11 protein-coding genes are annotated in these 14691 nt (G+C 45.4%); 7 read left to right on the plus strand and 4 right to left on the minus strand.

Going from position 1 to position 14691, the window contains the following annotated elements; translation table 11 throughout:
* Entirely contained in the window at window positions 1-924 is a 924-nt protein-coding gene (locus tag R7P80_RS28980; RefSeq protein ID WP_042521779.1) for a D-2-hydroxyacid dehydrogenase, read from the minus strand.
* A 66-nt stretch (window positions 925-990) separates the two neighbouring features.
* Between R7P80_RS28980 and R7P80_RS28985 the strand changes: the two genes are divergently transcribed.
* Window positions 991-1578, plus strand: coding sequence for a YjaG family protein (locus R7P80_RS28985; RefSeq protein ID WP_005382520.1), 588 nt, complete (start codon window positions 991-993; stop codon window positions 1576-1578).
* A 76-nt stretch (window positions 1579-1654) separates the two neighbouring features.
* Here R7P80_RS28985 and R7P80_RS28990 read toward each other — a convergent pair whose 3' ends face one another.
* Window positions 1655-2788 carry a hemolysin family protein gene (locus R7P80_RS28990; protein WP_065275607.1) on the minus strand — a complete coding sequence of 378 codons (1134 nt, stop codon included), beginning with the start codon at window positions 2786-2788 and terminating at the stop codon, window positions 1655-1657.
* Window positions 2789-3041: 253 nt separating this feature from the next.
* Here R7P80_RS28990 and hupA point away from each other — a divergent pair, with 253 nt between their 5' ends.
* The gene (hupA, locus tag R7P80_RS28995) at window positions 3042-3314 is read left to right on the plus strand and encodes a nucleoid-associated protein HU-alpha (RefSeq protein WP_005382524.1); all 273 of its coding nucleotides are present in this window, start codon (window positions 3042-3044) and stop codon (window positions 3312-3314) included.
* A 39-nt stretch (window positions 3315-3353) separates the two neighbouring features.
* Complete coding sequence (locus R7P80_RS29000; RefSeq protein WP_165439089.1) at window positions 3354-4052, plus strand: DUF1481 domain-containing protein; 699 nt, start codon at window positions 3354-3356, stop codon at window positions 4050-4052.
* An 83-nt stretch (window positions 4053-4135) separates the two neighbouring features.
* On the opposite strand, the gene purD is transcribed toward R7P80_RS29000, so the two are convergent.
* The gene (gene purD, locus R7P80_RS29005) at window positions 4136-5425 is read right to left on the minus strand and encodes a phosphoribosylamine--glycine ligase (protein WP_017635550.1); all 1290 of its coding nucleotides are present in this window, start codon (window positions 5423-5425) and stop codon (window positions 4136-4138) included.
* A 194-nt stretch (window positions 5426-5619) separates the two neighbouring features.
* Window positions 5620-7212 carry a bifunctional phosphoribosylaminoimidazolecarboxamide formyltransferase/IMP cyclohydrolase gene (purH, locus tag R7P80_RS29010; RefSeq protein ID WP_053303479.1) on the minus strand — a complete coding sequence of 531 codons (1593 nt, stop codon included), beginning with the start codon at window positions 7210-7212 and terminating at the stop codon, window positions 5620-5622.
* Window positions 7213-7477: 265 nt separating this feature from the next.
* Here purH and zntR point away from each other — a divergent pair, with 265 nt between their 5' ends.
* The 4 genes from zntR (at window position 7478) to R7P80_RS29030 (ending at window position 13837) form a co-directional block, all read left to right on the plus strand.
* Window positions 7478-7876: a Zn(2+)-responsive transcriptional regulator gene (gene zntR / locus R7P80_RS29015; protein WP_005382529.1), complete on the plus strand. Its 399-nt coding sequence runs from the start codon at window positions 7478-7480 to the stop codon at window positions 7874-7876.
* A 163-nt stretch (window positions 7877-8039) separates the two neighbouring features.
* A complete protein-coding gene (cadC, locus tag R7P80_RS29020) occupies window positions 8040-9602 on the plus strand; it encodes a lysine decarboxylation/transport transcriptional activator CadC (protein WP_005382530.1) in 1563 nt (520 codons plus the stop codon).
* A 638-nt stretch (window positions 9603-10240) separates the two neighbouring features.
* Window positions 10241-11584: a cadaverine/lysine antiporter gene (gene cadB, locus R7P80_RS29025; protein ID WP_017635552.1), complete on the plus strand. Its 1344-nt coding sequence runs from the start codon at window positions 10241-10243 to the stop codon at window positions 11582-11584.
* Window positions 11585-11701: 117 nt separating this feature from the next.
* Complete coding sequence (locus tag R7P80_RS29030; protein ID WP_005451159.1) at window positions 11702-13837, plus strand: lysine decarboxylase CadA; 2136 nt, start codon at window positions 11702-11704, stop codon at window positions 13835-13837.
* Window positions 13838-14691: the final 854 nt, after the last annotated feature.

Below are 14691 nucleotides of genomic sequence, written 5' to 3' on the forward strand. Positions count from 1 at the left end.
TCAGTAACCCTTTTCGAAATCCACTTGATAATTTAATGAAAACCCATCGCGCCAGCGTAGATAGTTGTCAGCAAAAATCTCGATGACTTGCTCGGGAAAACTCAGCGCAGCAATGTGTGGAGTGATGGTGACTTGCGGTAGTTTCCAAAACGGATGCTCTACCGATAACGGTTCTTGCTCAAACACATCTAAGAAGGCGTGTTCTACCCAACGGTTTTTCAGAGCGAAGAGCAACCCTGTCTCATCCAGTACGTCGCCACGACCTACGTTAAATAATAACGCCTGATTTAGTTGGCTGAGCGTTTGACGATTAAGTAACTGTCGCGTCTCAGGTGTACTTGGTAGAGTATTCACAACGATGTCGGCTTGCTCAAATGCCTTACTTAGTTCATTGATATGAAAGGTCTGATGAAACTCGCCGCCTGGAGTAGGGATACCTGTGCGGTTAATACCGATAGTTTTTATCCCCATTGCTTTAGCGGCGTTGCCCAGATAGCCCCCAATGCTACCGGTACCAAGAATTACCATGGTTTTACTTTTTAATGACGTGTACAGGTGAGGCTGCCATTGTTTGTTTTGTTGCTGCTGGTGGTATCGGGCAAAGTGGCGGTAATGGGCAATACTGTAACCCAAAACATATTCAGCAATCAGTGGACCAAAGATGCCTCGAACGTTAGTTAGAGTATAGTCCTGACGAAGGCTAGGGGATGTTAAGGCGTTGACACCAGCAAACGTGGATTGTACCCATTCAAGCTGTGAAAACTCGTCTAAGCTTTGTGATAGTAAGGGTGGATCCGCTAGTACGATCTGAGCGGCTTCTGGTTGGTCGGTGAGGCAAAGATCGGGCAGATTTTTCTCTGCCAGTAACGTTTTGTAGGTGTCGCGATGCTCTGAGAGCAGGAAAATCTGATTTGAATGCGGCATTAACTTTTTTCCCTGTGATGAATCAAGTACACTTTCGCTGTTTTTTTCTTCAATGATTGAGTGACTATGCTTAAGAATCCTCTTCAGGTTCGTTTAGAAAAACTAGAACCTTGGCAACAAATTACCTTTATGGCGTGTCTGTGTGAACGCATGTATCCAAACTATGCGATGTTTTGTGAGAATACAGAATTTGCTGACCCGCGTGCTTACCGAGCGATTCTTGATAGTGTATGGGAAATTTTGACAGTTAAGAACGCGAAAATTAACTTCGAACGCCAATTAGAGAAGTTAGAAGAATTGTTCCCAAGTGCGGATGAGTTCGATTTTTACGGCGTTTACCCAGCGATGGACGCGTGTCAGGGTTTGTCTACGTTACTGCATGGTCTATTGGATCGCGACTACCTTTTCGATTCAATGCTTAAAGTGAGCCAACAGTCGGTACAAACCGTTGCTGACCTAGAGCAAGCGCAAGGTGCAGAGCCAATCACCAACGACAACCAGAAAGAAAACGAAGCCGTATGTGAAGAGTGGGACGTCCAGTGGGCTATCTTCCGTCCGCTGCGTGAAGCGGTAGAACGTGACATCAGCTTGATTAAAGATTTGCGCGAAGAGCTACGTGAGGAAGGTGTGAGCAACATCGGTATTGCACTTTAATCGTTGAATAAATAGAAAAAGGCATCCTAACTGGATGCCTTTTTTTGTGCGTTTAAGCTGTTATACCTAGAGCTGATTACGATTCTTTCGAGTCAGGTTTCGGTGGCTCTTGAGCTTCTGGCTCTTTATCCTGCTTCTCCAGCTCGTTATCTTCTTCATCGTCATCGCGGCTTTCGATTACGCCGTGCATTTCTTTCCAGCTTTCCCAGCGTTGGTAAGCCAGCTCCTGCATGTCAGTGCTTTTATCTGCTTCGTCGATGATCTCCTCGCCTACGAGGTGTTCAAAAATATCTTCCAACGTTACCAAACCTAGCACGGTACCGTATTCATCAACAACAAGTGCCAGCTGTAAGCGATGAGTCATCATCTGGTCGAATACTTTAGGTAAAGTGGTATTGTTTAGCACCACTTGAATTGGGCGCATGATTGCTCCCAACTGTTTCTGTCCACAACCTGATTGTTGTAGTTTGAACAACTCAAGGCGATGCACAAAACCAATGATGTTATCTTTCTGTTCGCTGTAAACCAATGGGCGTGAGAAAGGCGTATCTTTGTGTTTTTCTAGGAACTCATTGATGGTCATTGTGGCATCGACACGGAATACTACTGGTCGTGGCGTCATAACCTGCGTTACGGGTACATCTTGGATGCCAAGCAAGTTGCTTAAGATTTTTGATTCACCCTCGGCAAATTCACCGCTTTCACGTGCCAGAATCGCCATTGCAGACAGCTCATCACGCATCTTTGGAGCTTCGTGGTTACGAGCAAGACGCTTGGTGATTTGCTCTGAGAACCAAACAAAGGGTGTAAGCGCCCATACCATCCAACGCAATGCGACCGCGGCAGTGGGTGCCAACTGACGCCAGTAGGTCGCGCCAATCGTCTTCGGTACGATTTCTGAAAGCACTAAGATCGCCAATGTCAGCACTGCCGAAAAGATACCTAATGCTTCGCTACCAAATACAACTGCAGCTTGTGCACCAGCAGTGGCCGCGCCGATCGTGTGAGCGATGGTGTTTAAAGTCAGAATAGATGCCAGTGGTCGGTCGATATCTGATTTCAGCTTAGCCAATTGCCCAGCTGCGGGATGCCCCTGTTGATTGAGCTGCGCAATGTAGCTCGGACTGATACTCAGCAGTACCGCCTCCAGCACCGAACAGATAAACGAAATGCCGATTGCAATAGAGATATAAATGGATAACAGCAGCATAGTTGCCCTTGAATGTAGTTTGATAGTGGTTATTTGCAGCTATTATAACCGCAAAAGTGACTTATAAATTGGTCCAAATACCTTGGAAAGCAAGGGTTTTCAGGGGGTATGTGGTAACAAATTGTGAGTTATTACTCATATTATGGCTAAAAGTACGTCAGAAAATCGAAAGATCGCTTACAAACCTTTGCCAGATGGGGCATTTATGTTTTAGAGTGAGACGAATTCGATAACCTATGAGAAGGGAAACCTAATGAACAAGACCCAATTAATCGACTTTATCGCAGAGAAAGCAGACCTATCAAAAGCACAAGCAAAAGCTGCTCTTGAAGCGACTCTTGATGGTGTAACTGGCGCACTTAAAGAGGGTGACCAAGTTCAACTAATTGGTTTTGGTACATTCAAAGTAAACCACCGCGCTGCACGTACTGGTCGTAACCCTAAGACTGGTGACGAGATTCAAATCGCAGCAGCTAACGTACCAGCATTCGTAGCAGGTAAAGCGCTGAAAGAATCAGTAAACTAAGTTAGAATGCACCGAGGTATCCTGCCTCGGTGCAATTTCATGAAAAAACATCTACTCACTTCACTTCTCCTATCTAGCCTTACCCTTTTTGGCTGTTCATCGGTTGAAACTCCTAATTTAGAACAATTCACGCATTTTTCTGGTGGTAAAGTTGCGGGAGATGCTAGCAGCTTGTACTGGATGACAGAGAAACTCACTCGTGTGAGTACGGCGGCTGATTATGTGACTATGGGGGACAATGGTTGGTTCAAGAGTGATTATCGCTGGGATGAAGGTGAGTTGCGAGAGTTGATTCGAAAAGGCGAGCAAGTTGATACCAAACAAGAGTTGGTGCCTTTTCAAATCCACATCCGTTTCAATAAAGATGGCGAAGCGGTTTACCAAAAATATCGTGTTAACCGTAAAGTCTTACCACTTCAGCATGACCAATTAGAGCGCTACAAAGCAGAAGCGAATGACGTAGTGGCATCGGTTAAGGCGCAGTCTCGTAACAATCAGAGCCTTATTCAAGGTTATTGGAATGGTCAATCGTTTGAAACCTGCAAAGGTAAGGTGTTCTCGACGCTCGAGTTTAATCAGACGTTGCCAAAATTTATTATCGAGCGTCTCTCATCGGTAGACAGTTATGTGGCTTTTGTCGGCAAGCAGTCACGAAACAAAGCAATGGTCGATGAACTGTTGATGCTCAATGACGATGACTTTGATTGTGTTTCTCGGCCAACGTTGATCTCTGAATAAACATTGCTTCGAATTCTGTCGAACAAGAACAATAAAAAAGGCGCTGAGTGCGCCTTTTGTTTTTTAGCCAACTCATGTTGTTTTTATTTTTCTTGCTCACGTGCAATTGCACGGTAGCCGATGTCGTTGCGATGGAACATGCCATCCCAACGGATCTGTTTTGCAAGCTCGTAAGCACGCTGCTGCGCTTCTGATACACTGTTGCCAAGTGCGGTTGCACAAAGAACACGACCACCGTTTGTCACGATGTCGCCATCTTTGTTATCTGTACCAGCATGGAAGACTTTTTCGCCTTCAATTTCAACTTGTGGCAGACCCGAAATTACGTCGCCTTTGTTGTATGCAGCTGGGTAACCACCGGCTGCTAACACGATACCAATCGATGCTCGTGGATCCCACTTCGATTCCGCTTGATCCAGTTTCTCGTCGATTGCCGCTAGGCACAGATCAACAAGATCCGATTCCATGCGCATCATGATAGGTTGTGTCTCAGGATCACCGAAGCGGCAGTTGTACTCGATTACTTTCGGAGTGCCGTCTTTGTCGATCATCAGACCCGCGTATAGGAAACCAGTGTAAGGGTTACCTTCAGAGGCCATGCCACGTACTGTTGGGTAAATCACTTCTTCCATGATGCGGTTGTGGATTTCTTGTGTCACCACTGGAGCTGGAGAGTATGCTCCCATGCCACCGGTGTTAGGACCCGTATCTTTGTCGCCTACGCGTTTGTGGTCTTGGCTGGTGGCCATTGGCAGAACGTTCTCACCATCCACCATCACGATGAAGCTTGCTTCTTCACCATCTAGGAACTCTTCGATAACGACACGACTACCAGCATCACCAAATGCGTTGCCTGCTAGCATGTCTTTGATTGCGTCCTCAGCTTCTTCTAGCGTCATTGCCACAATCACGCCTTTACCAGCTGCAAGGCCGTCGGCTTTCACCACGATCGGTGCACCTTGCTCACGCACGTAAGCCAGTGCAGGCTCGATTTCAGTGAAATTCGCGTAGGCACCCGTTGGAATTTGGTGACGAGCAAGGAAGTCTTTGGTAAACGCTTTAGAGCCTTCAAGTTGCGCTGCGGCTTGGGTAGGACCAAAGATTGGTAAGCCCGCTTCGCGGAACGCATCAACCACACCAATAACCAATGGTGCTTCTGGGCCAACGATAGTCAGTTCAATCGCCTTCTCTTTGGCGAAAGCAACAAGGCCAGTGATGTCTTCTACATCGATGTTTACGTTCTCTAGTTTTGGCTCTAGTGCTGTACCTGCGTTGCCTGGAGCAATGAAAATAGTCTCAACATTTGGGTTTTGCGCTGCTTTCCAGCCTAGCGCATGTTCACGACCGCCTGAACCAATGATTAAAACTCGCATATGAAAATCCTTAATCTTATAAATACCGTTTGCTCAAACTCAGATATTTCGCAAAGACCTGAGTATGGCCTCTCTAATTCAGTGGGACGAGGACAAGGCGACAAGTGAACTTATTCCTATGAGCATAGTATGCTATGTGATTAGGATAAGTGAACGCCGTCAACGCAGTTATCGTCCCAGTGAAGACGAGAGGATTAGTGGCGGAAGTGACGCATACCGGTAAAGATCATCGCCATGCCGTGTTCGTCTGCTGCTGCAATAACTTCGTCATCACGCATAGAACCACCTGGTTGGATAACACACTTGATGCCCGCTTCTGCAGCCGCGTCGATGCCGTCACGGAATGGGAAGAATGCATCTGATGCCATTACACAACCTTCAACCTGTAGACCTTCGTCTGCAGCTTTGATGCCTGCGATTTTCGCAGAGTAAACGCGGCTCATTTGGCCAGCACCTACACCGATAGTCATGTCGCTTTTCGAGTAAACGATCGCGTTAGATTTCACGTATTTCGCTACTTTCCAGCAGAACAGTGCATCTTTTAGCTCTTCTTCTGTTGGCTGGCGCTTAGAAACCACTTTTAGGTCGTCTAGGCTTACCATGCCTTGGTCGCGGTCTTGAACCAGTAGACCGCCATTCACGCGTTTCACGTCAAAGCCAGTTGTCTTCGTTGTCCATTCGCCACACTCAAGTAGACGTACGTTCTTCTTCGCGGCAACCACTTCAATCGCTTCAGCAGAAACAGAAGGTGCGATGATCACTTCAACGAATTGACGCTCAACAATAGCGGTTGCTGTTTCAGCATCCAGTTCTTGGTTGAATGCAATGATGCCGCCGAATGCAGATGTTGGGTCAGTTTGGTAAGCACGGTTGTACGCTTCTAGGATGTCTTTACCTAGAGCAACACCGCATGGGTTTGCGTGTTTTACGATTACACATGCTGGCTCGTTGAACTCTTTCACACATTCAAGCGCTGCGTCCGTGTCTGCGATGTTGTTGTAAGAAAGGGCTTTACCTTGGATTTGGCGAGCAGTAGAAACGGATGCTTCTTGTGGGTTTGCTTCAACGTAGAATGCGGCTGCTTGGTGGCTGTTCTCACCGTAGCGCATGTCTTGCTTCTTCTCGAACTGTTGGTTGAACGTACGAGGGAATTTGCTCTCTTCATCACCGTCTTTGTTCTCACCGTAAGATGGAACCATAGTGCCGAAGTAGTTTGCGATCATGCCGTCGTAAGATGCTGTGTGCTCGAATGCTGCGATAGCTAGGTCGAAACGAGTTTCGAGAGTGAGAGATTTGTCGTTTGCGTCCATCTCTGTAATTACGCGGCCGTAATCACCTGCATTAACAACGATAGTCACGTCTTTGTGGTTTTTCGCTGCAGAACGAACCATTGTTGGGCCGCCGATATCGATGTTTTCAACAGCGTCGGCTAGTGTACAGCCTTCTTTGGCAACGGTTTCTGCGAATGGGTATAGGTTTACGACAACCATATCGATAGGGTTGATGCCGTGCTTTTCCATCACGTCATCATCTTGGCCACGACGACCAAGCACACCACCGTGAACTTTTGGGTGAAGCGTTTTAACGCGGCCGTCCATCATTTCTGGGAAACCAGTGTAGTCAGAGACTTCGGTTACGGCGATGCCTTGTTCGGCAAGTAGGCGAGCTGTACCACCAGTAGATAGGATATCGACACCGCGCTCAGCAAGAGCTTGCGCAAACTCAACAATACCTGTTTTGTCTGATACGCTGATAAGCGCACGGCGAATAGGACGAGCGTTATTCATGCTTCCATTTTCCTCAAATTCACGGAGTTAAAGATGTTTGCCAAAAATGAACTTGTTTTTACCTCTTGGGGTAAAATATTGGCCAGTTTTGGTAAAGACCTTTGCAGGGTGTTTTCTGGTTAGAAAACAGTCTCCACATTTGATGGCGCGTATTCTAACCAATTTATTACAAAAAAGCTCGCGCAATCGTTTGGCATCTCAAAAATAATTGCAAAAAAGTCGTTCTTTAGCTTTAAAAGTAACGAGATAGTTAATAGGGAAAGTTATGTTTCAGATAGGTGAACTGGCAAAACGTTGTGGTGTGACTGCCGATACATTGCGTTTCTACGAGAAAAACGCGCTAATAAAACCCGCAGGACGAAGTGAGTCAGGCTATCGCTTGTATGATGAAGAGAATCAAAAGCAGGTGCACTTTATCCTCAAAGGTAAAGATCTTGGCTTGAGTCTGGATGAAATTAAAGACCTGTTAGAAATTAAGTTAGAAGCGACAGAACACAGCTGTGCAGAGGTAAAAGCCATTACTTCTGCCAAGTTAGAGCTGATTGATGGGAAAATTAACGAGCTGACGAAAATTCGCCGAGCGTTAAAGAAGATTAATGATGCTTGTTGTGGTCATACAGACGATGACGCCACACATTGCTCTATCCTTGCCGCACTTGAGTAGTCTCATTCTTGCATCACTTAACTTAAGTTTGCATTTTTGGCGACTTGCTTTTCTAGGTACATGCTGCTTTCCCACCTATAATCTTGCCTTTAGTTACTTGTAGGAATCGACCATTGTCTGATTCCTAGCGTAACGCTGTCTGTAGATACGAGAGTTTTCATACATGGTTGGAGTCTATTTTCAAATCAATGACTGGGTTTTGAGCGTTGATGAAAATAAGCTGTATCGACAAGATAGGGAAGTTACTGTTGAGCCACGCTTAATTAATCTTTTGCACTTCTTAGCGGAGCATGCGAATGAGGTGTTCAACCGCGAGGAATTGATTCAGTACGTTTGGGCTGGAGCGATTGTGACCGATCAAGTGGTGACTCAATCCATCTTTGAGTTGCGTAAGCTACTACGTGACGGTCGAGAGGAAAATACCAACTACGTTATCACGGTGCCCAAGCGTGGCTATAAGCTGGTAGCGAACGTGGTTACTATGACGCATGAAGAGTTTGTCACAAGTCGGCAAAATGAAGAGATCCCACCTTCTGTTGAAGAATCGGAAGAGGATTGTCTACCTATAGCACCAGCCGTTACCTTTCCTGCCGGTCCTCTAACTCGCGCAGTCTGTGAGATGTCAAAAGAGAAAAAAGCACCTCAGAGCAAAAACAAAATCAGCCCTTGGCGATTGGGAATTATGAACTTCATCTGGATCAGTATGTTGGTCGTAGTGATGGGCGTGTTTACCTACAAGCAGTCGGAAGTGCGTATTACCCAAGCCATCGATACCCATCTGATTGAGTTCAAGTTTCAAGATAATTTTACGAATGAAGGATTAAGCTACGATTTGGCAGACGGATTCGCCCAAAAGTTGATGTCCGACATTGCTCAAGTCAGTGATTACCGAGTCATGCTAAAGAAGGCGTCGTTTACTTCTGGTATTGTGCCTGGTAAATCGGTTGTGGTGAGAGTTCGTGAGAATGACGGTGGCAGCTTTTTAGAGGTGGAATATCGCAATAACTCATCTGAGAAAGTGTTGTTTAGTCGTCAATACGCGTTAACCAGTAGTCATTTAAAGACAGTGCTTCAACAAGCGTCGTTGGATTTGATGCAAGTGCTGAAAGTATCGGATGCCAAATTGAAATCTACGATGCTGGTGGCGGGAATGCCAATGAATCCCGACGCGTTGGAGTTGTTTGTTCAGGCTAACCATTACCTTAATGTCTCTGATACTAAACAATTCCGCCAAGGTATCGACTTGATGGAAAACATTTTAGAAATCGAGCCGGATAATGCTTACGTTCAAGCTGAGTTGTTGATTGCTTACCATGTACAAAAGGCACTTGATTTCTCACAGGAGTTGAAGAAAGGGCGAATGCAGCAGCTCAGTGAAGCACTAGAGACTAATGTGAAAATGATGGTGGGACCAATTCAACCGCGAATTTATGAAGCTTTAGCACTGCACGAAACCATCATTGGTGACATGGCGTTAGCCAAGCGGCATCTCGGACAGGCATTGAGGTTACGTGATTCAGTGCTTTCCTATGTGATTCGCGGTAAGCACGCCGAATTGGATGGTGATCTGGATTTAGCCAGTGAGTCTTACAGTGAAGCTTTCTATATTGATACGTCGGTTGAGACGTACCTGCTGTGCGAAAACTTGGTCTTCCCAAGTAACATGAAGGCGATTGATTACGCCATGTATCGCGCCGTTCACCCTTCTGTCGTTCGAATGCTTTAATTCTCTCGGACTCAACGTCAGTCTAATGCTAGCCCCTCATTTCGGTGAGGGGCTTTTTTGTCGCTGCCGAAAAGTGAAAAGGGTGAGGCGGTGGGGCAATGACTTACGAAGGAGCTAACAACGCAAGCTTGCAATGGGAATACATACCCGCTTCTCTATCTCTATTGATTGTATGAAGTGTCTGGCTGAGTTATGTGGCGAGAATGATTTTGATGCTTTCTTGCAGGCGAGATGAATATTGATGTGGGTCAAAAAGCGCGATCAGGGAGAGATTTATGGAATCAACACTTCAGGGAATTAACCCTTCGGGATGGGGAAGTTGATAGAGGTTGATAACTTTTATCGCGATGACCAACGAGTTGATGAGAGTTTATCTATCGGTAGAAGGTTTGATGTTTTTCTTATAACTGTATGAATAATATAGTTTTATATTTTTGTGTTTATCATGTTTATCTCAACTTGATGTTGATGAACTAATCATTTTATTGATAACACCAAGTTTATTTTTTTCCCGATTTTTGGGCGTAGTCTTCACTTCGAAATTTAGCGAGGTCGAGAAGGTTCCTCCTCATAGCATCTCGCTAATAACCATTCAGTTTGAGTCATGTTGACTCGAGTAGAATAGATTTGGAGATGTTATGTCATCGAATGCGAAAAAAATCGGCCTTATTGCCTGTACGGGTGTCGTAGCCGGTAACATGATGGGTAGTGGTATTGCACTATTACCTTCTAGTCTTGCCTCTGTAGGCTCTGTTTCAATCTTCAGTTGGCTGATCTGTTTGGTCGGTGCACTGAGTCTGGCGTTCGTTTACGCTCGTCTGGCAACCAAAAACCCACAAGAAGGTGGTCCTATCGCTTATGCTGGCGAAGTGTCTCCGGTATTTGGTTTCCAAACGGGCGTTCTTTATTACCACGCGAACTGGATTGGTAACCTGGCTATTGCCATTACAGGTGTTTCTTACCTTTCAGTATTCTTCCCTGTGCTTAATAACCCAATTCCAGCAGGTATTGCGACGATTGCATCGGTATGGATCTTCACTTTCGTCAACCTACTTGGTGGTAGCTGGGTAAGCCGTCTATGTACGCTTGGTTTAGTTCTTATCCTTATCCCAGTTGTTGGTACAGCTGCATTTGGTTGGACGCACTTCGATACTGCGCTTTACAGCCAAAACTGGAACGTATCAGCAGGCACTGACAGCCACGCGGTAGTAACAGCGGTTCTTATCTGTCTATGGTCATTCGTAGGTGTGGAATCAGCAGCGGTATCGACGGGTATGGTAGAAAACCCTAAACGTACTGTACCACTAGCAACTATGTTAGGTACTGGTATCGCAGGTGTGATTTACATCCTATCAACTCAAATGATCAGCGGCATGTTCCCAGCGTCAGAAGTTGCGGCATCAGGTGCGCCATTTGCATTGGCAACCACTGAGCTATTCGGTAGCTGGACTGCACCATTCGTATCAGCATTCACAGCACTAGCATGTTTCACTTCGCTAGGTTCTTGGATGATGCTGGTGGGCGAGGCTGGTAAACGTGCAGCAAGCGATGGCAACTTCCCTAAAATCTACGGCGAAACTGACAAAAACGGTGTGCCTAAGAAAGGTCTAATCCTTGCGTCAATCAAGATGACTGCACTGATGGTTGTACTGATGTTCTTCAGCTCTAAAACAGCACACGCATCAGACCTGTTCAACCAGCTAACGACTGACGCAGTTCTACTAACAATGCTGCCTTACTTCTACTCAAGCATTAACTTGATTCGCTTCGAAGGTATGACAACACGCAACGGCTTCGTAATGCTGTTCTCTGGTGTGGCTTGTCTGTTCTGCTTCATCGCACTAGCAGGTGCAGAGGGCGGTACGCTAACAGCAACCTTCATCGTGTCTCTAGTTATCTTGATGTTCTACAGCAAAAAAGCAGGTCTTGCTCAGTACGTGAAAATGCACGCTGAAGACATGCCTGCCCAAGCAAGCAACTAATCCCCAAAACGCTGGCACTACGGTGCCAGCCCATAAAACCCAAATTCACGCGGCGCTCACCTTACTCATTGCCTGTAAATGGCAAAGAGCGCCCTCATTCGCCTTGGAGATGTCCAAATGAATATATTCGCTATCTTGAACCACATGGGTGTGTTCTTTAAAGAAGAGCCAGTTCGTCAACTTCACGCTGCTCTTGAGAAAGCGGGCTACGAAGTGGTTTACCCAGTAGATGATAAAGACTTGATCAAAATGATTGAGATGAACCCACGCATTTGCGGTGTGTTGTTCGACTGGGATAAATACTCACTTGAGCTATGTGAACGTATCAGCCAAATCAACGAAAAACTGCCTGTTCACGCATTTGCTAACGAACAGTCTACTCTAGACATTTCACTAACAGACCTACGTCTAAACGTGAGCTTCTTCGAGTACGCTTTAGGTATGGCTGACGACATCGCTATCAAAATCAACCAAGCGACTGAGGCATACAAAGATGCCATCATGCCTCCATTCACTAAAGCGCTATTCAAATACGTAGAAGAAGGTAAATACACCTTCTGTACTCCAGGTCACATGGGCGGTACTGCATTCCAGAAAAGCCCTGCTGGTAGCATCTTCTACGATTTTTACGGTCCAAACACATTCAAAGCGGACGTATCAATCTCAATGCCTGAGCTAGGTTCTCTACTAGACCACTCAGGTCCACATAAAGATGCAGAAGAATACATCGCACGTACATTTAATGCAGACAGCTCGTACATCGTAACTAACGGTACGTCTACATCGAACAAAATCGTTGGCATGTACTCAGCACCTGCGGGCAGCACAGTACTGATTGACCGTAACTGTCACAAATCTCTGACTCACCTAATGATGATGAGCGACGTGACACCAATCTACTTCCGCCCAACTCGTAACGCATACGGTATCCTTGGTGGTATTCCACAAAGCGAATTCAGCCGCGATGTCATTGCAGAGAAAGTGGCGAAAACACCAGGTGCAACAGCACCAACTTACGCAGTAGTGACTAACTCAACTTACGATGGCTTGCTGTACAACACACAATTCATCAAAGAGTCGCTAGATTGTAAACACATTCACTTCGACAGTGCTTGGGTGCCTTACACTAACTTCAACCCAATTTACGAAGGTAAATGTGGTATGAGTGGTGAAGCGATGCCAGGCAAAGTGTTCTACGAAACACAATCAACACACAAACTGTTGGCAGCGTTCTCACAAGCTTCAATGATTCACGTGAAAGGTGACTTTGATAAAGAATCTTTCAACGAAGCATTCATGATGCACACTTCAACTTCACCTCAGTACGGCATTGTTGCTTCTACTGAAACTGCAGCGGCAATGATGCGCGGCAACACTGGTAAGAAGTTAATGCAAGACTCTATCGATCGCGCAATCCGCTTCCGTAAAGAGATCAAACGTCTAGAAGCAGAAAGCGACAGCTGGTTCTTCGATGTATGGCAACCAGAAAACATCGATACCACAGAATGTTGGAAACTAGACCCTAGCGATACATGGCACGGCTTCAAGAACATGGATGACAACCACATGTATCTTGACCCAATCAAAGTAACGCTATTGACTCCAGGGATGAATAAAGAAGGCGAATTAGAGGAATCAGGTATTCCTGCTTCGCTGGTGGCTAAATTCCTAGACGAGCGCGGCATCGTGGTAGAGAAAACAGGTCCATACAACTTGTTGTTCCTATTCTCAATCGGTATCGACAAATCAAAAGCAATGCAATTGCTACGCGGCCTAACTGAATTTAAACGTGGCTACGACTTGAACCTAACCATCAAGAGCTTCCTACCTTCACTATACAACGAAGACCCAAGCTTCTATGAAGGCATGCGCGTTCAAGAACTAGCACAAGCAATTCACGACCTAACTAAGAAATACAACCTACCAGAGCTAATGTATAAAGCGTTCGATGTTCTTCCAGAAATGAAAGTAACACCACACGCAGCATGGCAAGAAGAGCTTCGCGGTAACGTAGAAGAAATTAAACTGGAAGAAATGGTTGGTCGCGTAAGTGCGAACATGATCCTTCCTTACCCTCCAGGTGTGCCACTAGTACTTCCTGGTGAAATGGTGACTCAAGAGTCTCGCCCAGTGCTGGACTTCCTAGAGATGCTTTGTGAGATCGGTGCGCATTACCCTGGTTTCGAAACCGACATCCACGGTCTGTACCAACAAAAAGATGGTAGCTACACCGTAAAAGTATTGAAGAACTAAGTTCCTCTCGAAGATGACGCCATTGGGAATGCAAGCATGCTCCACTCTTACGAGCTCAATGTGTCATCGAACAACCACGACATTTAGATATACCCCTAGCTAATCTGTCGTAAAAGAGAAGGGCAAGGATGCTCTGATCTTTTCTTCTATATAGAAGAAGCAATTTCCAAGACTTCACCTGAAGTACCCCAAGTAAAAAGCAAAGACCAAAGAGCGGTTCGTCATCGTTCTGCTCTTTTTTTATCTTTTATACAGCAGGACGAAGAGAAAAAGCGCGTTGAGTGAAGATCATTTGCTTCAATTGCATCAAATTTGAAGATCGTAATTCAGGTAGAAACGCCCTTTTTCTTGAGGAAAGATCCTTTTAAATGAGAGAAAATAGCCAAGATCGCTTTGTATATACACAAAGTGATTGCTATTTGTTCGGTTGAAAGTTTTTTTGCAAAAAACGCTTGTACTAATTTCTCAACTCCCTATACTGCGCATCCACCGACACGGAGTGAGACGAAAGTCACACAGCGAGTCGGAATTGAGAGAAAAGAAATTTGAAAAAAATGCTTGACTCTCTCACGGTGTGAAGTAAGATACGCACCCCTAACGACGAGCAACTAAGTTGCTGAAAATGTTAGAAAAGCTCTTTAAAAATAAGAACCTATCAATCTGTGTGGGCACTCGTTGATGATAATCCAATTCGATACTTCGGTATCAAATTAGGTTTCAATGAAGCGAAGTGACCATTGAATCTTCGGATTCAGCACAGTCAATTCAAACATTACTTTATGTAATGTTCAGTATTCATTGAGCCGAACAAAATCTTAAATTGAAGAGTTTGATCATGGCTCAGATTGAACGCT

It is taken from the genome of Vibrio sp. 2092, assembly GCF_033339635.1.
Taxonomy (GTDB): domain Bacteria; phylum Pseudomonadota; class Gammaproteobacteria; order Enterobacterales; family Vibrionaceae; genus Vibrio; species Vibrio alginolyticus.